The 18,646-nt window shown below is 61.0% G+C and carries 10 protein-coding genes; 3 read left to right on the forward strand and 7 right to left on the reverse strand.

From position 1 onward, the window contains the following. Window positions 1-359 precede the first annotated feature (359 nt). Complete coding sequence (locus N688_RS14465; protein ID WP_052889940.1) at window positions 360-2,147, reverse strand: substrate-binding and vWA domain-containing protein; 1,788 nt, start codon at window positions 2,145-2,147, stop codon at window positions 360-362. 140 nt (window positions 2,148-2,287) lie between these two features. After that, the gene (locus N688_RS14470) at window positions 2,288-4,708 is read right to left on the reverse strand and encodes a protein kinase domain-containing protein (protein ID WP_052889941.1); all 2,421 of its coding nucleotides are present in this window, start codon (window positions 4,706-4,708) and stop codon (window positions 2,288-2,290) included. A 465-nt stretch (window positions 4,709-5,173) separates the two neighbouring features. Here N688_RS14470 and N688_RS14475 point away from each other — a divergent pair, with 465 nt between their 5' ends. Next, window positions 5,174-5,761 carry an RpnC/YadD family protein gene (locus tag N688_RS14475; protein WP_052889942.1) on the forward strand — a complete coding sequence of 196 codons (588 nt, stop codon included), beginning with the start codon at window positions 5,174-5,176 and terminating at the stop codon, window positions 5,759-5,761. Between the two features lie 98 nt (window positions 5,762-5,859). Here the strand turns inward: N688_RS14475 and N688_RS14480 are convergent, their stop codons facing one another. From N688_RS14480 to N688_RS14490, 3 genes are all read right to left on the reverse strand, one after another. Further along, on the reverse strand, window positions 5,860-7,425 hold the full coding sequence (locus tag N688_RS14480; RefSeq protein ID WP_081838869.1) for a class I SAM-dependent DNA methyltransferase: 1,566 nt from the start codon (window positions 7,423-7,425) through the stop codon (window positions 5,860-5,862). Window positions 7,426-7,536: 111 nt separating this feature from the next. Beyond that, window positions 7,537-9,249, reverse strand: a complete 1,713-nt coding sequence (locus tag N688_RS14485; protein ID WP_081838870.1) for a restriction endonuclease subunit S — start codon at window positions 9,247-9,249, stop codon at window positions 7,537-7,539. Continuing rightward, on the reverse strand, window positions 9,246-12,077 hold the full coding sequence (locus N688_RS14490; protein WP_202901931.1) for a type I restriction endonuclease subunit R: 2,832 nt from the start codon (window positions 12,075-12,077) through the stop codon (window positions 9,246-9,248). The genes N688_RS14485 and N688_RS14490 overlap by 4 nt, the downstream gene beginning before the upstream one ends. A 779-nt stretch (window positions 12,078-12,856) precedes the next feature. Here N688_RS14490 and N688_RS14495 point away from each other — a divergent pair. Then, window positions 12,857-14,254 (forward strand): FAD-binding oxidoreductase, encoded by a 1,398-nt coding sequence (locus tag N688_RS14495; protein ID WP_052889945.1) that lies wholly within the window; start codon window positions 12,857-12,859, stop codon window positions 14,252-14,254. 451 nt (window positions 14,255-14,705) lie between these two features. Continuing rightward, window positions 14,706-15,746 carry a drug/metabolite exporter YedA gene (gene yedA / locus N688_RS14500; RefSeq protein ID WP_202901932.1) on the forward strand — a complete coding sequence of 347 codons (1,041 nt, stop codon included), beginning with the start codon at window positions 14,706-14,708 and terminating at the stop codon, window positions 15,744-15,746. A 156-nt stretch (window positions 15,747-15,902) separates the two neighbouring features. Here the strand turns inward: yedA and N688_RS14505 are convergent, their stop codons facing one another. Next, window positions 15,903-16,871, reverse strand: coding sequence for an aldo/keto reductase (locus tag N688_RS14505; RefSeq protein WP_052889946.1), 969 nt, complete (start codon window positions 16,869-16,871; stop codon window positions 15,903-15,905). A gap of 460 nt (window positions 16,872-17,331) precedes the next feature. After that, window positions 17,332-18,327, reverse strand: coding sequence for a helix-turn-helix domain-containing protein (locus N688_RS14510; protein ID WP_052889947.1), 996 nt, complete (start codon window positions 18,325-18,327; stop codon window positions 17,332-17,334). Window positions 18,328-18,646: the final 319 nt, after the last annotated feature.

Genomic DNA, 18,646 nt, shown 5'->3' on the forward strand with positions numbered 1-18,646 from the left:
CTTTTGGCCGCACCCGACTAGCTTCCTGGCCGGAACCGTGCTTAGCTGGACGTTCATTACCAGTTTCTCCCGACGATGCCGTCTTCTCTGATGGGAGCGCTTCCCGTGGGCCTCGGCAGCGGAGACCGAGAGCCGCATGGGAGACGTTCCTTTCTCCTCTTCCTTGCTCGCTTGCTCATGGGCTGGTGCGGAGAGAGATGCTGGCTCCCTTTCAAACTGTTCTGAGCGCCGCAAGGGGACGGACCAGTGACGCGGGAGCGGCAAGAGCGGCCAGAGGAGGAACATCAGTTCGCCATTGGCTGGAACCACTCTTGTCGTTCTGGCGGCGAACTGACGGGGCCTCCTCCTGTCGGACGCTGTCAGAAGAAGAGGCTGATTTGATTGTAGACAGCGCGAATGTTTTGCGGTGTGCCAGCATATTCCTGGGCACCGGTGGCCGCGGCGATCGACTTGAGGGCCTCGACATCGGCATCGTCGCCATAGGCGATCGTGAAGACTTTGATACCCCTGCCGGCGTCTTCTCCTTCCGGCGTAATGCGCCGGAGCAGCTCATCTCGCGAGAGCTGACTGACGTTATCCTGCCCATCGGTCAGGACGACGATGGCTTTGATGTCATCGGTGGCAAAACTATTGAGCGTCTGCACTTGCTCAGCAATGGTATCAAAGAGACGAGTACTGCCATCCGCTGCAATGGTGGCAATTTGTTGAAGGACCTGCTGACGCTTGGAGCCAACCAGCGAGAGCGGACTGATAACTCTGGCTTGATCGCTGAAGATCGTTAGCCCAAGCAGGTCATCGTCGCTCATGAGCCGCACAAAGTCGCTGAGGCCCTGCCGCGCAGCGTCGATCTTGCTCATCCCGTTGAAGTCATCGTTCATGCTCCCCGAGGTATCCAGAATGAGCATGGCGGCCACACGGCGTTTTTGGGCCTGCCAGGTGCTCTCAATAGCATTGACGACGTCTACCGAGGGAACCTGCAGGATGGTCCGCGGCTGCTTTGGGTCGACACCGTGGGCGCTGTCAATGGGAGCGCCAATTGCTACCGAGGCCACAGCAGGGCGGAAGCCGTAGCGCAGGGCTTTGGCTTGCTGTTGGGGCGCCAGGAGGAAGGCTCGAAGGATCTCAGCGGCGCTCTCTTTGGCCGGAGTCAGCCAGCTGCCGTGGAGAATGGCATAGGGGTGATCGCTGTAGAAGGTGCCCTCTTTGGGATAGATGGCTACAACGGGAAGGGGAAGATGGGGATAGCTATGGCCGTCATTGGCTTCGACCACCAGGTTTTCGTACATGACCGCTGCACTGAGAAAGCTGGGCCCTTTGTTGAACATTTCGTCGGCGAAGAAGCCGGTGCTGTCTCCGTAGTGAATGACTGCTTCTTCAATGTCTCCGATGAGGCTGCGGACGCGAGGATCGCTGATATCTGCCACGGTGAGCCCGCGCTGTTTGCCCAGAGCGGCGTAGCTCATGGCAATGATGGCGTCGAGGCCGGAGTTGGAGTAGGCTGGATGGGTGTGACCGAATTTGAAGCTGCCTGCTTCGGGATGCCCATAGGCGGCCCACCCCTGCGGATTGCTGCTCAGGCGCGCGATGTCGCTCCAGCCAATGGCACGCTGCGGCCAGCCAAGCGCTTGAGCCAGCGGTTTCCACATGGCAATGACGACAGGACTGCTGACCAGCGAGGGGGTGGCGCTGGCCCCCATGTCGATGAGAGTCTGTCCGCTCTTCTGCTGCCAGCGGGCATTGAGGAGGCTGAGCCAGACGCTGCCAGCCGGGCTCCAGACGTCGGGCCTGATACTGCCATTGAGAATCTGCTGCAGGGAGTCGCCGGAGCCAATGGGAATGGCGTTGACAGTGATGAGGCCATCACAGCCAGCGTAGTGGTGGTTGTTGAAGTCGGCAATGACGTCGCTCATCCAGGCTTCTTTCTCGGAGCCGTAGTAGAGGGTGAGGGTCACCGGGTCGCTCGAATGATGCTGACAGTTCACTGGATAGGGGGCCGGCGTGGGCGTCGGGGAAGCGGTGGCGCTCCAGGGCGCCTCACAGCTTACCAGGAACGTGAAGAGCATCAATAAAGCAGAAAAAGAGTAGAAGAGGTTGCTCCAGGGCGCTCTTCGTCTTCGTCGGCTGAGGGTCTCATTTGCTCTCAGCATTGTCTTCGCCTATCCTTTCCTGTCGAAAGCACGAGTATCGTGGTCGTGGCAGCATCAGGAATCGGAGGGATTTGGGGTCGCCTCTCTCGGAGGTGGCGCCTCCGCTGATGTGCTGGCTTCTCTTCCTCCTATCGGACCGGTTAACTGGTGGCGGTGGCGCTATTGCCGTAGGCGCTGAGCCACGCTTGAAGCAAGGCATCGGTTACAGGGCCGGCTGGTGGCTGCGCCTCGGGGCCAAGCTGCGCCGGTATCTTGAGACTGCTCGCCAGGCTGGGAAAAGGGTTGCCTGCCAGGCGGTCGTAGATGGTGACCGCGGCGTTGGTGGGCCGGAAGCCGCTTTTGAGGGCTGCGCGCTGCTGCTCCTCGCCGAGGAGGAAGTCGCGAAAGAGGCGCGCCGCTTCTTGCTGCTCACTGGTGACCCACTCGGCGTCAAGGATGGCAAAGGGATGATCGCTCAGCAGGTTCAGGCTGGGATAGAAGGGGAGGAGAGCCATGCCCTGGCGCTGACGGGCTTCCGCCTGATAGGTCAGCACGAGGTTTTCGTAGGTGAAGGCCAGATCATAGGAAGAAGGCCCTTTGAGAATGACTTCACGCTCTAGATAGGTACCGCTGCTGCGCCCGAATTGGGTGACGGCTCCCTCAATATCGTTGAGGTAGCGCAGAAAACCCTTGTCACGTACCTGGTCGCTGGTAAGACCTCGCTGTTGATGGAAGTAGGCATAGGCCAGCAGGGTAATGCTCAGCAGGCCGCTATTCGACTGATCGGGACGAGTCTGGGCCAGCTTGATCTGACCCCAGTCGCCCGGCCCTCCCAGGTCCTGCCAGCCGTTTTTGAGGAGAATGGCGCTGTGAATGGCCTCCCAGTCGATGGCGTGGTAACGCTGAAGCAGGAGGCGCGCACGCTCTTCCCAGACAGCAAAGACCAGGGGGCTGAAGACGAGCGAGCGTGGTGATAGGTCTGCTGAGGAGGCCACGATCTCTTTGCCGCCGTGTGCAGCTTTCCAGGCATCATTGAGCTGGTTGAGTTCTAGTGTGCTGGCCGGACTCCAGACGATGGGCCGCAGCTGGCCATTGAGAATGCGGTCGCGGGCATCGAGCGAGCCACGCTCTTCGGCTTGCGGCAGGGTGATGCGTTTGCCGCCCAGGGTCACGCCTCGCTGGTTAAAGGCTGCGACGGCGGCGCTGATCCAGCTTTCTTTTTCGGTGCTGTAGACAAAGCTGAGGGCAATCTGCCCGGCCACTCCTGTCGTTCCTCCGCTACGCTGACGCGAGAAGAAGAAAGGGAGGCTGAGCAGGCCAGCACCCGCGACAAGGCTCACTGCGCCTGCGGTGAGTAGCAAGCGACGTGAGATGCGTCTCCCTCTTTGAATGGCAGGCTGCGCCTGGGGTCCCTGGCCCGGCGTTACGGGTAACGGTGTTAGTGGCGTCGGTGGACTGCCGGCGGGCAGCGGGGTCACTGGCAGAGCGTTCACCGGTGGCGAGGTCACCGGCGAGGCTGTTCGGCCAGCCGCGGCAACATTGGGCAGGCCAGGAGGGGAGCCTCTCAAGGCGCCAGAGGAGCTGAAGCCGGCAGCCAGGATTGCCATGTACATGGCAGCGGCAGTTTGATAGCGCTGCGCTGGATCTTCAGCCATCGCTGTCAGGATGATCTCCTCGCTGGCGGCAGAGATTCCCGGGTTCAAGGTGCGTGGAGTCTGAAAGAGGCCAGGATTGAGGCGCCTGGTCGGGGCGTCAAGGGGGAGCTCACCGGTGAGGAGCTCGTAGAGCGTGGCCCCCAGGGCGTAGATGTCCGAACGCGCATCACTTTGACCGCGCCCGTACTGCTCTAGCGGGACATAGCCCTGAGAGCCAAGCAGGGTGGTGTCGCGTGTGACCTGGCTCTTAAAGATGCGGGCGATGCCGAAATCGATAAGCTTGAGCTGACCATCTGGGGTCAGCATGACGTTGGCCGGCTTCATGTCACGGAAGATGATCGCCTGGGGGCGGGTGTGGAGGTAGTGCAGGACAGCACCTAGCTCCAGACCCCAGCCCATGACGGTCGCTTCGTCGAGCGGTCCGCCGTGTTCTTCCAGGATCTTCGCCAGCGTTTTGCCTTCGATGAATTCCATGACAAGGTAGGCTTTGCCCGCTTCTTCGAAGAAGTCGCTGACGTTGGGCAGGTTGGGATGCTGGAGCTGAACCAGGAGATCTGCCTCTTGGCGAAAGTCGGCCAGGGCACGCGCTTTCTCGCCAGGGGTGAGCAGGGCGTCGCCCATCTCTTTGATGGCGACCTGCCGGCGAGCCGAGAAGCGCAAGTCCAGGGCTTTGTAGACGGCTCCAAAGCCCCCTTTGCCAACAAGGTCGACGATGCGGTAGCGTCCACTGAGCAGGGTGCCAGGACTCAGGGCCCCAGTGATCCGTCGACCTCCTCCGGTGACCGCTGGCGAGGTGGCTACGGCAGCATAGACGCCGGTTGGCGGTCCGGCCAGCGTGTAACCACAGTTGCTACAGAATTGTTCACCGGGCGCGTTCGGGGTACCACAATGGCCACAGGTGTGGAATCCTCCAGTATGACTCTGCAAGGTTGCTCACTTCCTCGTGAATAGCACGTACAAGCACGTATGGCTCTCGGCCTTTGATCGGTCGTGATGAGTCGCGCACTCGTGATGCTCATGTTCTACTTATCCAATTGCCACGCTGCGAGTATGTCGCCAGAGCTTTATCTCTGCTTTACGGCTCTGTTATGGGAATGTAAAGGCTCAATTAACAAATAGGGATATGCTGACCTGGCTCTGTGCCGGGGTGGAACTGATCGGCGAGTGTGAGGAGGAGCCTCGCCTCTCTGGTGAGATGCAGAGTCTGCAGCTGGGCGCCGATGAGCTGTGTCGTGTTCGGGTCGACGGGCGCCCGCGCCTCTTCCATATCGAGTTTCAAGCGCGAGGCGATGCGCAGATGGCTAACCGCCTGCTGGAGTGTAATAGAGTTGCACGGCGCCTATACCAGCAAGAGGTCTTTTCGTGGGTGATCTACTTGCATGAGGGGGCAAGATGCCGCCACCGCCTTTGCGCTGGCCCGGCTTGCATAAGGGCGAGGCCGATACGCTCTCGTTCTCTTATCGCGTGGTGAAGCTGTGGGAGGTGGCAGCGGAGGATCTGCTGTGTCTCGATCCGCCAGGCATCTGGCCACTGGCACCGCTCTGCCGCGGGGGCCGACGCTATGAGATTGTGGAGCGCGTGATTACAGGCCTGGAGCAGGCCCAAAGGCGTCAGCGTATCTCAGAGCAGCAGCTACGCGATCTTCTTGCTCATGCTAAGACGCTTGCCAGTTTGACATTTCAAGGTCACGTGGATTCCAGTCGCGTTCACAGGAGATTCGAGATGCTTCGCGAAATCTATCGGGAATCGCCAGCCGTTCAGGAGTGGCTCGCCGAAGGCCGTGCTGAGGGCCGTCTCCTCACAGAGCAGGAGCTTGTGCTTTCCCTGCTGGCCCGCCGCTTTCCCGCTCTCGTCCCCGAGCTGGAGCCGCATATCCGCGCGCTGCAGGACCCCGACCACCTGCGTGCCCTCTTGCTCGCTTTCTGCGATACCTTCGATCCCGAAGCGGCGCGCACGCTCTTTCTCACAACAGACCTCTGACATGCCGGCAAGCGCCTGGCTACGGGTCAGCCAGCCAGCCAGCCTGAGAGCAAGCGGGACGCTCCTTTACTTGCACCTTATCCGCTTGCTCTCCTTTTCTAGCCGTCCGCCAGTATCGTGATTTCGCTCTCTTCAGCAGTGAGGCCTTCTTCTGTTTTCCTCTTGCCATTGCCGTTACCGTTGCCGTTGCCGTTGAGGTCCTCGATCATGGCGTTCAGCTGCTCTAAGGCTGCCTGCAGGTCTTCGACAATATCGCCAATGATCTCGTCTGGCGCTGGCAGATCGCTGGCATCTTCCAGACTGCGATCGCGCAGCCAGACGATGTCAAGGTTCACTTTGTCGCGCTTGATCAGCTCTTCATAGCTGAAGGGGCGGAAGCGCTCGGTCTCTTCGCGCTCATGGCGCTTCCCAGGCTTATAGCAGGCGACAAAGTCGTCGAGGTGGGCCCGCGTCAGCGGCCTGGAGCGCAGGGTGAAATGCTGGTTAGTGCGCAGGTCGTAAATCCAGAGCTGCTCGGTCCAGGGCCGGGCGCTGGCCGGCTTGCGCTCAAAAAAGAGGACGTTGGCTTTGACTCCCTGGGCGTAGAAGATGCCGGTCGGCAGGCGCAGCAGGGTATGGACGTCGCAGGTGTCGAGCAGGTCACGGCGGATGATCTCGCCGGCGCCGCCCTCGAAGAGGACGTTGTCGGGCACGACAATGGCAGCCTGGCCGTGGGCCTTGAGCAGGGATTTGACGTGCTGGAGAAAGTTCAGTTGCTTGTTGCTGGTGCTGGCGATGAAGTCGTCGCGCACGATGACGCTGGCTTCGCGCTCTTCACGCCCTTTTTCGTTGATGTAGGTGATGCTGCTTTTGCGCCCAAAAGGGGGATTGGTGAGCACGAGGTCGAAATAGTCGCCGGGATGACTGCGCAGGCTGTCAGCGACCCGAATGGGAGAGTGCTCACTTTCGTCGTCGCCGATGCCGTGCAGGAAGAGGTTCATGACGCAGAGGCGGGCGGCAGCATCGACGATCTCCCAGCCGTGCAGGGCCTCGTGTTTGAGAAAGCGCCTCTGGTCCCGGTTCATCTGCTGGCTGTAGTGCTTGACGATGTAGTCGTGGGCAGCCAGGAGAAAGCCGCCGGTGCCGCAGGCGGGATCGCAGATGCGTTGGCCTGGTTTGGGTTGCATGACGTCGACGATGGCGCTGATGAGGGGGCGCGGGGTGAAATATTGGCCGGCGCCGCCTTTGATGTCTTCGGCGTTCTTCTGGAGCAGGCCCTCGTAGGCGTCGCCTTTGACGTCGGCACTGAGGGAGGTCCATTGTTCGCGGTCGATGAGGTCGACGATGAGGCGCCGGAGTTTGGCCGGGTCTTGAATCTTGTTCTGGGCCTTGCGGAAGATGATGCCTAGCATGCCGTTGCGCTGTCCTAGCTCGCTGAGGATGCGGCGATAATGGGCTTCCAGAGCTTCGCCGTCGAGCTTGAGCAGGCTGGCCCAGCTCAGTTCTTCCGGGATGCGCGCCGGTTGGTTGTAGGGCGGTTGGGTGCGCTCATGGGCCATTTTGAGGAAGAGCAGATAGGTGAGTTGTTCGAGATAGTCACCGTAGGACAGGCCTTCATCGCGCAGGATGTTGCAGTAGTTCCAGAGTCGCTGGACGATGTATTGTGCGTTGTGCGTGTCGCTCATTGTGTTTACGTGCTCTCTTTTTGTGTTGGTGCTGAGCTAGAAAATCGCTTGAGTCGGACGGTCCGATCGATCAGTGTGGTGGCAGGCCGGACGGCGGCAGCGCCGAGCTGGCTAGGTCTGGCTCCGGCCTTCGCCGCCGCCGGTGTCGCTTTCGGCTTCCCAGAGGCTGGGCCGCGCGAGCTGCTGGGGGTCGAGCGGCTCTGGAGGCTGGGGGTTGGAGCCGACCACTCCACCAGGACCACTGCCGGACAGGGATGGGTCGCCCGGCCCGGCTCCCATGCCGCTGCGGCGCTGCCCAGGGCGCCGACCCTCTTTCTCACGCTGGCGCCGGGCGCGCTCGGCCTGAATGCGCTCCAGAAGCTGGCTGGCCGGCTCGTCGCGCGGGTCCTGGGGGACGAGCTGGCCGCTGAAGGCGCGCTTGAGGATGCTCTGACGCAGGCGCTCGGCGCGCTTGAGGCTACGCTCGATGGTTTCCTCCGCCTGCTGGATGATGGTGAGCCGCCTCTCTACTTCGGCGACAATCTGCCGCTGCTCTTCAAGAGGGGGCAGGGGAAAGGACAAGGCTTCTAACTTTGAACCACTGACATTTGCCTGACCGACCTGTTGAGAGACAACACTAGCAACCCATTTTCTCCCGTAGATTGAATTCAAAAAATAGCATAAATACTCGGAAATTTGCTTTTCAATAGTTCGAATGCATATTAGATAGGAAGCATAAGAGCATTTCTTGAAATTTCCATGATAGACAGCGGATTTCCCTACAAGTTCCGCACTATTAGTGCGGTTAAACAATAAGTCCCCAGTTTCTAGCAATAAGTCAGGAAACTCGGGATGATCGTCAGGTAAATACTTCAAATCACTGAAGTCGAGACGGCCATCTTGAATATTACCCATCCTTAATACAGGGACACCTACTAACTCCCTTGAGGCTTTAGCAGAAGTTCCGTATCTTACTAGACACGACACCTGCTCCACGGTGGCCCAGCACCAGCCGGGGGGCAGTGGCGGTAGTGTGCTGGTATCCGGGCCAGCCGGCTCGCGATAGGCCTGCTTCCAACGATCGTCGCGCGGCTCCTGGCCGCGGGCGCGCATCTTCTCCAACTGCTCGGCCTCCCAGCGCGCGCGCCGCTCGGCCAGAATGCGCCTGAGCAGGGCCTGCCCGTCTTCGCTCACCGGATGGCTCGCCCGCCAGCCCTCGGTCAGCTTCCCCTCGACCGCATCGCGCAGCAGGGCCGCCCGCGCATTCTTCAGCTTGATGCGATCCCGGCGCAGCGTCTCAACCACCGCATCCAGCCGCGTCAGATGCCGCTCAATGGCCGCCACTATGCGCCGCTGCTCGGCAAGAGGAGGAAGAGGGACAAGTAATTCTTTCAACGTTGATTTAGAAATTTCTTTAAAGGTAGTGCCCTTCGCTAATTGATTGAGGTGATCCTTCTCCGAAAGCAACCACCAGGCAATGTACTTAGCTTCAATATTCTGATGAATAGCGAAAGAAGCAAAACCTTGATTGGTAGTCAAGCGGACTCCAGCTATTGCCACATGACCGATGCTTGCTCTTGATGTCAATAGAACGCTTCCCTCGGGTATCCAGCGGACTCCACTAGAATTAAAGCCCTTTGCCGTTAGTTTTTCTTTAGAATCAAAAATAATACTAACCGTTCCCTTTGGAATCTCTGTAGGAGTCAACCAGACAATATCACCACCAAAATTCTGCGGGTCATCTCTCGACGGTGTGCTCCCACCTATAACATCGGCCAAAAGCCCTAGAGGAATCCATGCCCACCCTGGGGGCAGGGTCTGATCGTGGGCATTAGCGGCGCTCATGAAGCCAACCTCTCATTCAGGGAGCGCAGGATTGCGGGCAAATCAGCCCCAAACAGGGATATGGCCCGTCCCAGGCCACCGAGCTGATGAAAAGGTGCCATCTCGAAATCTGTCAACTCGATACTCAGCGAGGTGGCGATCGCATCCCGTATCGCCTCCAGCCAGAGCCGTTGCTCCCTTGTAAAGGGAGCACCGCGACGCTCCTCCTCCTCCGCCAGCCAGGCAGCAAAGCGATGCTCAGCCAGCGTGCGATACGGCACCAGGACGGCCTCGCCGGCGCGCTCACGCTCTATAGTATAGCGCAGCAGGGCAATCAAGTCCGTCTCCAGACTCCCAAATTGGCCAGGCACCCGCCCCGGCTCCAGGCGCGCATAGGCCTGCACGAGTCGCGGCAAGGACAACTGCCAGGGTGGCGCAGCCAGCGCCTCCGTCAGGCGCTTCAGATCCGCCTCGCGCCAGGGTTCGCCAGCCTCGCCCAGCCAGAGCCGGCGCAGAATCGGCTGCTCCTGGGCACACTCCTCAATAAAGCGGCGCAAGCGCGCCAGCACTTCCTGATCGTCTTCCACCGTCGTCGCCTGCCAGCCAGCCTCGATCACCCGATCCTGGCTCACCTCATCAAGCACCTGCTCGCGCGAACCCTGCAAGCGCAGCAGCGCCTGACGTAGCTCCGGCTGATCAAAGGGAGCCGCCGCCTCCTGCAAGAGCCGCAGCCGTACCGCCTGCACCTCCGGCGCCTCGGGCATCAGCAGGCTTTGCCCCGTCTCAGCCATCGCCCGCTCTAGCTGGACATCGGGATCGAGCGCCTCCACAATGCGCCGGGCCAGCGCGCGCAGGTCCAAACCGCCGCTCGCCGCCATCACCGCCGCCTGCTGCTCCGGCGTCGCTCGTCGGGCCAACCGCCCCAGGCGTCCCGCCAGCGAACGCAGCAGATCGGGATCGTTCCGCCACTTCCCTAGCGCAACATCCTGAAGCAACTTCTCCAGACTCAGGCCCGACTTGCGCTCCAACGGCCCACTATCGATCATGACCCGCTCACTGACCCCCACCGCATCGATCACCACAAAGCGCGTCTTCCCCACCTCCTCGCCCATCACCCGCTGAAACTCCGTCTCATCAATCGTCCGGCTCCCACGCCCCAGCATCTGCTCATAAAAGCCCCGGCTGCGCACCGGACGCATAAAAATCAAGACCTCCAGCGGCTTAATATCCGTACCGGTTGCAATCATATCGACCGTCACCACAATCCGCGGCGTCAGCCGGTTGCGGAAGGCCGTAATCAGATCTTCGGGTCGCGCCCCTGTCGTTCGATAGGTAATCTTGCGCACGTAATCGTTAGCGCTGCACCCCTCGCGCAGAATCTCCGGCATGAACTCCTCACGCGCAATCTCCACAATCGTATCGGCATGACTATCATCCTTGGCAAAGATCAGCGTCTTGGGCACCTTCGTGCGCTCCGGGAAGAGCTGGCGATAGCTATCACGATAGGCGCGAATAATGGTACGGATCTGGTCCAGCGAGACCACCTCGCGATCAAGCTGCTCTGGATAGTAAACCAGCTCATCTTCAAGCTGCTCCCAGCGCACGGCGCGCGTCCGCCGATCGCGCAGACCCACGACCGAGAGCGGCTCGATCCTGCTCCCGCGCTCGCTAATATCGGTGCGCAGGCGGAAGATCCCGTAATCGACATTGACGCCATCGGCCACCGCCCGCTCATGTCCATACTCCATCACCAGATTGCGATGAAAAAAGCCAAAGGTCTGCTTATTGGGCGTCGCCGTCAACCCCACAATAAAGGCATCGAAGTACTCGAGTACAGCGCGCCAGACATGATAGATACTGCGGTGGCACTCATCCACAAAGATCACATCAAAAGTCTCAACAGGCACTGCAGGATTGTAGCGCACCTGCTTCGGCCTCTCCTTCAGCAGCTCCTCCTCGCGATCAAAGAGCGAACGCTCCTCCTGCTCGCCCTCTAGCTCCGGCTCGCCGCTCAGGATCGAATAGAGGCGCTGGATGGTGGTAATGCAGACATTGGCCGCCCGATCGATGGCATTATGCGTGAGCAGCTGCACATTGTAGAGCTCGCCAAACCTGCGCTTGCTGTCAGGAGTCACGTACTGCAAAAACTCATTGAGGGCCTGGCGCCCCAGATTCGCGCGATCGACCAGAAAGAGCACACGCCGCGCCCCACCGAACTTGAGCAGGCGGTAGATGCTGGCGACGGCGGTGTAGGTCTTGCCACTACCAGTCGCCATCTGGATCAGCGCCCGCGGACGGTTATCGGCAAAGGAGCGCTCCAGGTTGGTAATGGCCTCGTACTGGCAGTCGCGCAGACCAGTGCGGGCTAAAGGCGGGAGGCGTCGCAGCCGCGCACGCAGCGTCTCGTTCTCCTGCTCCGGCACCCCCTCGGGGGCCTGCTCTAGCCAGGTAGCCAGCGTCTCGGGCCGGTGAAAAGCAAAGACTTGCCGGCTGCTGGCAGCAGGCTCCAGATAGTTAGTAAAGCGCGTCTCGACCCCGGTCGACTCGTAGACGAAAGGGAGGGGCAGGCGCGCCGCCGGCAGATCAGCAGGAACCCCGTGGCGATATTTGCTGCTCTGCTCCTCAACCCCGGTCAGCGTGGTCCCCACCTTTTTGGCCTCGATGATCCCCACAGCCTTGCGGTCCACAAAGAGAAGATAGTCCGCATCCCCCGTCTTGAGCGAGGCTTCACAGAGGGCCACACCACGCGCCGCACCCAGGTTGAGAGTCGCCTTCACCTGAACGGCCCAGCCTGCCTGACGGAGCAGCTCGTCAATCTGTTGTCGTGCCTCTTGCTCTGGTTTCAGCACTGCATTCACTCCTTGCTTCATGGGAACAGCTCACGCCCCGCATCTCTCCCACCCCTGCACTCCAGCCAGCTCCATCAAAAGAGCACAGGGCAGAATGACCCATCATTGCGCAACACCCATCAAACCAATCGCCCATCTCGTTATTACCGCCTGCCTGTTCTTCGAATCACAGAACGTTTCTTTACCGCCTGCTTGTTGGTGGAAGAGAGCCAACAGGCTCAGGTCCGGCTGAAGGTGGTGCAGGCCATCACATTACTGTGGGTAGCAGACCAGGCGAGGAGGAAGGCGGGTCGGGCATGGAGCAAAGAGAGAGGCAAGGCAGCCCAGATAAGATATTGCGTCCGAGCACGGCCAATTTGCGCCCCAGGGTCTCCACCGCCTGACAGCCCGACGATCACATAGCAACACAGGTAGGGCAATGCAGCATAGCACAGAACTGGCACAACAGTCAACGGGCAGCGAACTACCAGCAGCCCCAGGAGGTTGCCCCGGGTGAGGGGCCCCCAATGAGGTGAGTCCCCCTCGTTCACACGGCTCCCCCTCGACACGGCCCGCCCGGTAGAGAGATGTCCGCAAGGCCAACAAGCGCGACCAACAGCCCTCGTTCCCGCGAAGGAACCATTCCGGGCAGCAATGCAAACGAGGTAGGTAGCCCTGCGCTTGCCCACACGATCCAGCACTGAGTAGAATTGCTTATGATCAGGCTGCCCCACGTCTGCAGGAAAGCAGAGCGTTTTTTTAGTGCATCGACCTCGACAGAGATAAGGAGCGAAAGAAGTATGGCCATCGAGGAGAGGTCTTCAGCGATCAACGCGAGCGCCCTGCAGACGAATCTGCGCGGGCAAGTCATCCAGAAAGGCGAGGCCGCCTACGAGGCAGCTCGCCGCGTCTACAACGCCATGATCGATAAGCGGCCAGCCCTCATCGCGCGCTGCGCCGATGTAGCCGACGTGACCACCGCCGTCAACTTCGCCCGCGAGCATGGGCTGCCGCTGGCGATCCGCAGCGGCGGTCACAACGCCGGCGGATTGGGAATCTGCGACGATGGACTGGTGATCGATCTATCCCTGCTGCGCTACACCCACGTCGATCCCGACCGGCGCACAGCGCGCGTCGGCGCCGGCTGCACCTGGGGCGACGTCGATCACGCCACCCATGCCTTTGGTCTGGCCGTGCCCTCGGGGATCATCTCGACCACTGGCGTCGGCGGCCTGACGCTCGGCGGCGGCCTGGGCCATCTCACGCGCGCCTACGGCCTGGCCATCGACAACCTGCTGGAAGCGACCGTGGTGCTGGCAGACGGCAGCGTCGTCGTGGCCAGCGAGCAGCAGCACCCTGATCTTTTCTGGGGCTTGCGCGGCGGCGGCGGCAATTTCGGCGTCGTCACCTCCTTCCTGTTTCGCACCCAGCCAGTCGACACGGTTTATGCTGGCCCCATGCTCTGGGAGTTAGAGAAGGCCCCCGAGATCCTTCACTGGTACCAGCACCTGATTACGACCGCCCCCGAGGATCTCAACGGCTTCTTCGCCTTCCTGACCGTGCCGCCAGGCCCACCGTTCCCGGAGCATTTGCACCATAAGAAGGTCTGCGGCGTGGTCTGGTGCTACACAGGGCCACTGGACAGAGCAGAACAGACCTTCCAGCCGATCCGCCAGTTCCATCAGCCAGCACTGGACCTCGTCGGGCCATTCCCCTTCCCCGCGCTGCAGAGCATGTTTGACGCGCTCTATCCACCTGGCCTGCAGTGGTACTGGAAAGCGGACTTCGTGAAAGAGCTGAGCGACGAAGCGATCCGCCTGCACATGCAGCACGGTCCTCAGCTCCCCACACTGCAATCGACCATGCACCTCTACCCGGTGAATGGGGCCGCCAGCCACGTGAGCAACAACGCCACCGCCTGGAGCTACCGCGATGCCACCTGGGCCGAGGTGATCGTGGGAGTCAGTCCCGACCCCACCCAGAAGGAGACGATTACTGACTGGGCACGTGCCTACTGGACAGCGCTGCATCCCTACGCCGAAAACGGAGCCTACATCAATTTCATGATGGAGGGAGAAGGCGATGAACGTGTCCGCGCCGCCTACCGCGAGAACTACCAGCGACTCAGCCAGGTGAAGCGGCACTACGACCCCGCCAACCTGTTCCATATCAACCAGAATATCCAGCCCGCCCCCTAAGCTCACCCCTTCCTGCAGACTCAGGCTTGCAACCAGATCAGGGCGAGCCAGCAGCGACGCGCAGCCCAGGCGAGGAGCATCCTCCGAGCTGCACGTCGCTGGCATTGACCTCTGCCCCCCTCCCTCCCGATTCTGCCGCTGAACACGCACACGCGGAGCAGTCGGCCCAGCCCAGCCAATCCCGCCCACTGGCCCCCGATTGGCTGTAGCCAGGGAACGCGCAGGCAGCTACAATTTGTGTAGATACCCTTGCAAGCGATCCCGATCGGACTCGGACACCCGCCCTTCACCTCCGATCCAGCCAGACAGCCCAGCAGCAGCTACGCCACGGAGCGAACCAATTCCCGCCCTGTGACGCCAGACAATTTATTCACTGTCGTATTATCTTGTTCACCTTTTACTTTATCAGCATATTTAAAGAGCTATGCAGAGAAAACAGGCAAACACTTTTGTGAGTGAAGAACATCTCACGATCGTCCGTGACTCTGGCGAGTCAGGCCCAGCCGCCGCCCAGCAGCGCCCGGGCAGCTTGCGCCCTGCCGATCGCCTGGGCATCATCCTGGCCCTGCTTGCCCTCTACATTATCTGGGGTTCCACCTATCTGGGCATGCGCCAGGCGCTCACCAGCTTTCCGCCCTTTCTCATGGGCGGCCTCCGCTTCGTCTGCGCCGGCATCCTGCTCTATCTCTTCCTGCGCCTGCGCGGCGAGCCGCGGCCTGGCCTGCGCCAGTGGCTGGCCGGAGCCGGCATCGGCATCCTCATGCTGGTCGGCAGCAATGGCATGGTCGCTTTCGCCGAACAGTGGGTCGCCAGTGGCCTGGCCGCCATTGCCCTGGCCGCCGTCCCGCTATGGACTGCGCTCTTCGCTGGCCTCAGCGGGCGCTGGCCGCGACGCCTCGAATGGCTCGGCCTCCTCGTTGGCTTCGCCGGTGTCATCCTGCTCAACCTGCAGAGCGGCCTGCGAGCCAATCCCCAGGGGGCCATCGCCCTCTTGATTGCCCCCATCTGCTGGTCGCTTGGCTCCGTCTGGAGCGCGCGCCTGCCACTGGCCTCCGGCCTGATGGCCAGCGCCACCCAGATGCTGGCTGGCGGCCTGGCCCAGCTCACCATCGGCCTGCTGCTAGGAGAACGCCCCAGCCTGCCGCCAGCTCCGGGGGCACTCCTGGCGATCATCTATCTGGTCGGCGCCGGCTCCCTGCTCGGCTACTGCGCCTACGGCTACCTGCTGCGCCGCGTGCGGCCCGCGCTCGCCACCAGCTACGCCTATGTCAATCCCCTAGTCGCCGTGTTCCTGGGCGCCTTCTTTGCCCACGAGCAGATCTCGCCGCTCGAATTGCTGGCCATGCTCATCATCCTGGGCAGCGTCGCCCTCATCTCGCTCCAGCCGCGTCCAGCTCCTCCCGCGAGCGTGAGCGACATCGAGCAGCCCACCAGCCTCCTCGACAGCCAGAGCGAGCCCCAGCAGATCAGCTCACTACGGGCCGACCGCTAGCGGGGAGCCAAACAGAGCAAGAGAGAAAAAGGAGAAGGAGGAGCAGTTAAGGGATAAAGAGGGAAGAGAGGGGAAAAGGGAAAATACATAGCCAACGGCGAGCGAGGCCGGGTCGGCCTCGCTGCCGAGAGAGGCTTCTCCTCAGCAAGAGGTCAGTCAGGGATTGGCGCGCAGGAAATTTTCGATCTCCTCCAGGTCGCTTGGAGAGAGACGGAACTCCGCCGCCCCGATCAGCTCGCTGATCTGCTCAGGTCGGCGCGCCCCCACGATCGCCCCCGTTACCGCCGGATGGCGCAGCGTCCAGGCAACCGCCACCTCGCCCGCCGTGCGCCCATAGCGATAGCCAATATCGCCCAGGAGCTTCGCCAGAGCCAGATTGCGCGACAGGCGCGGCTCCTGGAAATCGGGGTGATGCTTACGCCAGTCGTTATCGGGCAGAGTCTCGACCCGCTCTTTAGTGACCCGCCCCGTCAGCAGGCCCGAGGCCATCGGAGAATAGACAATCACCCCGATATTATGCTGCTGGCAATAGGGCAGAATCTCCTCCTCAATCTCGCGATGGATCAGAGAGTAGGGCGGCTGCAGCGAGCTGATAGGAGCAATAGCCCGCGCCCGCTCCATCTGGGCCACATTGAAGTTCGAGACCCCAATATAGCGCACCTTACCGGCGCGCTGCAGCTCGGCGAGCGCGCTCCAGCCCTCCTCGATATCCTCATCGGGCACCGGCCAGTGAACCTGATAGAGATCGATCGCCTCGACGCCCAAACGGCGCAGGCTCGCCTCGGCCTCACGGCGAATCGAATCGGCCTTGAGCACATTACGCACCTGCCCATTGCTGTCCTCATCCCAGACAAGCGAGCACTTCGTAAAAATGTACGGGCGGTCGTTGGGACCGCGCTCGCGCACGGCTCGCCCGACAACCTCCTCGGAATGCCCCAGGCCATAGGCTGCCGCCGTATCGATCCAATTGATCCCAAGATCCAAAGCCTTATGAATCGCCGCCAACGAGTCCGCATCATCCTGTGGACCCCAGCCAAAGCTCCAATTGCCGCCACCAATCGCCCATGTTCCCAGCCCCAGCGGCGTGATTTCCATGTTGGTGTTTCCCAAGCGTCGCTTCTGCATAGACACTCCTTCCGCAACCTGTTCGCCATCTCAGCTGCTTTGTGGCAGGTGCACAGGAGGCCGTCACAGCCCCTGGCCTTCCCATCTTATTCCAAAGGAAGCCCAGAGCGCAAACTCAGGCAAAGCGCCTGTCGGCAGGGAATACGCAGGGGACACCGCCAGGGCAGCCGCCCAGCCCTTGTTTGCCAGAGCCACTACTCTCCGCGATACATCGGCGGAAGGATGTCTCGCTCATAGCTCCCATATGGCAAGAGGATCAGAGAAGCGCAACTTTCTCGCACTTTTCGACCACAGAGGACCGGAGCCTGTCCGGGCTGACAGAGCAACGAGCAAGAAGGTGGAGCCGGCGAGTGCTCGCATCTACGAGCAAGTGAGTGGTGAGCAAGGTCGCAAGGGAACGAGTGAGCATGGCAGGAGGAAGCAGGAGCATGACCTCGGCTGCACTCCTCCTGGCCTGGCCTCACTCCTGCAAGTCCGGTACTGGCAGCCCCAGCAGCTCCTCCTCCAGTTGCTGCCAGACCAGCTGCTCCGCCTGCGTCACCTTCAGCGGACGGTTATTCAAAGCAGCCTCGCGCATCAAGGCCGCCACCCGTCGCTGGAAATGCTTGAAATGTTCCTCTTGAACCTGCGAGGGAGGCATAGTTTGCAGATCAATCTGCTGCAGCTCATAGAACTCATGAGGCTCAAAGGCCAGCGCCAGGAGATCAGCATACTCCTGCACCAGCCGACCGCGCCCAGGCGAGAAGAAGTCAGACCGCGTGCTGGAGACCAGCAGGCCCCCAGCCACACAGCTGGAGCGCAGAACGGGGGCAATGGCACAGCCCACCTCTCCCTCGATCGGGCGCGCAGGATAGTACCCCTGATCGCGCATCAGGTCCTGAATGACAATCAGCCGCCCCTGGGCCACCGTATAGCCGGCGAGCGACTCCGCTCCCAAAAAACCAGCTTTCTGCTCAACACTGCTCTGCCAGGGACCAGTGCCGATACCAATGCGCTTGCGCAGGCTGCGCACTTTGCCATCGGGGCCGGAGGGCGGCATGCACTGTGCCACCGTAATCGCAATGCCAACCTGATGGGGATCAAGCTGTCCAATCGCTTGCTGGAGGATGAGACTGGCGATGGACCAGAAGCGCAGCATGGCCAGCGCCGTGGCATGGGTATTGAGGACACGAGCATAGAAGGCCGAGGGGATCTCTTCCTCTTCCAGCTCCAGCATTGGCTCCCCTAGATTGGCAAGGCCAAACTCTTCACCGAACGCTTGCTGCAGCTCCGCACGATACTGTGGGAGAGCTTCAGCCAACAACCTCAGATTCTGAGGACGGGGCTGCGACTCTCCTTCAGCCCAGCGCGTGAGGGTCAGTGGCGTGACCCCCAACTTGTTGGCCAGCGTCTGTTTCTGCCGCGGGTCACTAATGAGGCTTGCCAGCAGTTCCCGCCAGTTTCGGCTCTGTTGCATCTAACTACCTTGGTCCTTTGAAATAGTGGGTGGATACAGATTGCGTTCTCAGGCGATAGCAAAAACTGAGATCCTTCGGATCAGGTGACAGTGGTAAAACAATCCCCTCTCGCAGCGGCTCCGCGTGGTCAGAAATATTGACAGCGGTTGTAATTATACCACAATTCGCCCAGTGGAGAACGATAGTTGTGCAGACTCAAGATCCGAAAAGCGGCATTTAGGCTATCTAAATAGAGAGAAGGGGCCGGCGAAGGCGCTGTCCAGCGGCGGAGAAGCAGGCAAGCAAACAAGACAGTAGACCAGAGCGCCCCCAGAATCG

This window comes from Thermogemmatispora carboxidivorans (assembly GCF_000702505.1).
GTDB classification, from domain to species: domain Bacteria; phylum Chloroflexota; class Ktedonobacteria; order Ktedonobacterales; family Ktedonobacteraceae; genus Thermogemmatispora; species Thermogemmatispora carboxidivorans.

Bases quoted from the DNA above. Each gene is read 5' to 3' on its own strand.
- N688_RS14485 (WP_081838870.1), bottom strand. From the start codon at position 9,249: ATGAGCGCCGCTAATGCCCACGATCAGACCCTGCCCCCAGGGTGGGCA.
- N688_RS14510 (WP_052889947.1), bottom strand. From the start codon at position 18,327: ATGCAACAGAGCCGAAACTGGCGGGAACTGCTGGCAAGCCTCATTAGT.
- N688_RS14480 (WP_081838869.1), bottom strand. From the start codon at position 7,425: ATGAGCGACACGCACAACGCACAATACATCGTCCAGCGACTCTGGAAC.
- N688_RS14495 (WP_052889945.1), top strand. From the start codon at position 12,857: ATGGCCATCGAGGAGAGGTCTTCAGCGATCAACGCGAGCGCCCTGCAG.
- N688_RS14505 (WP_052889946.1), bottom strand. From the start codon at position 16,871: ATGCAGAAGCGACGCTTGGGAAACACCAACATGGAAATCACGCCGCTG.
- N688_RS14465 (WP_052889940.1), bottom strand. From the start codon at position 2,147: ATGCTGAGAGCAAATGAGACCCTCAGCCGACGAAGACGAAGAGCGCCC.
- N688_RS14475 (WP_052889942.1), top strand. From the start codon at position 5,174: ATGCCGCCACCGCCTTTGCGCTGGCCCGGCTTGCATAAGGGCGAGGCC.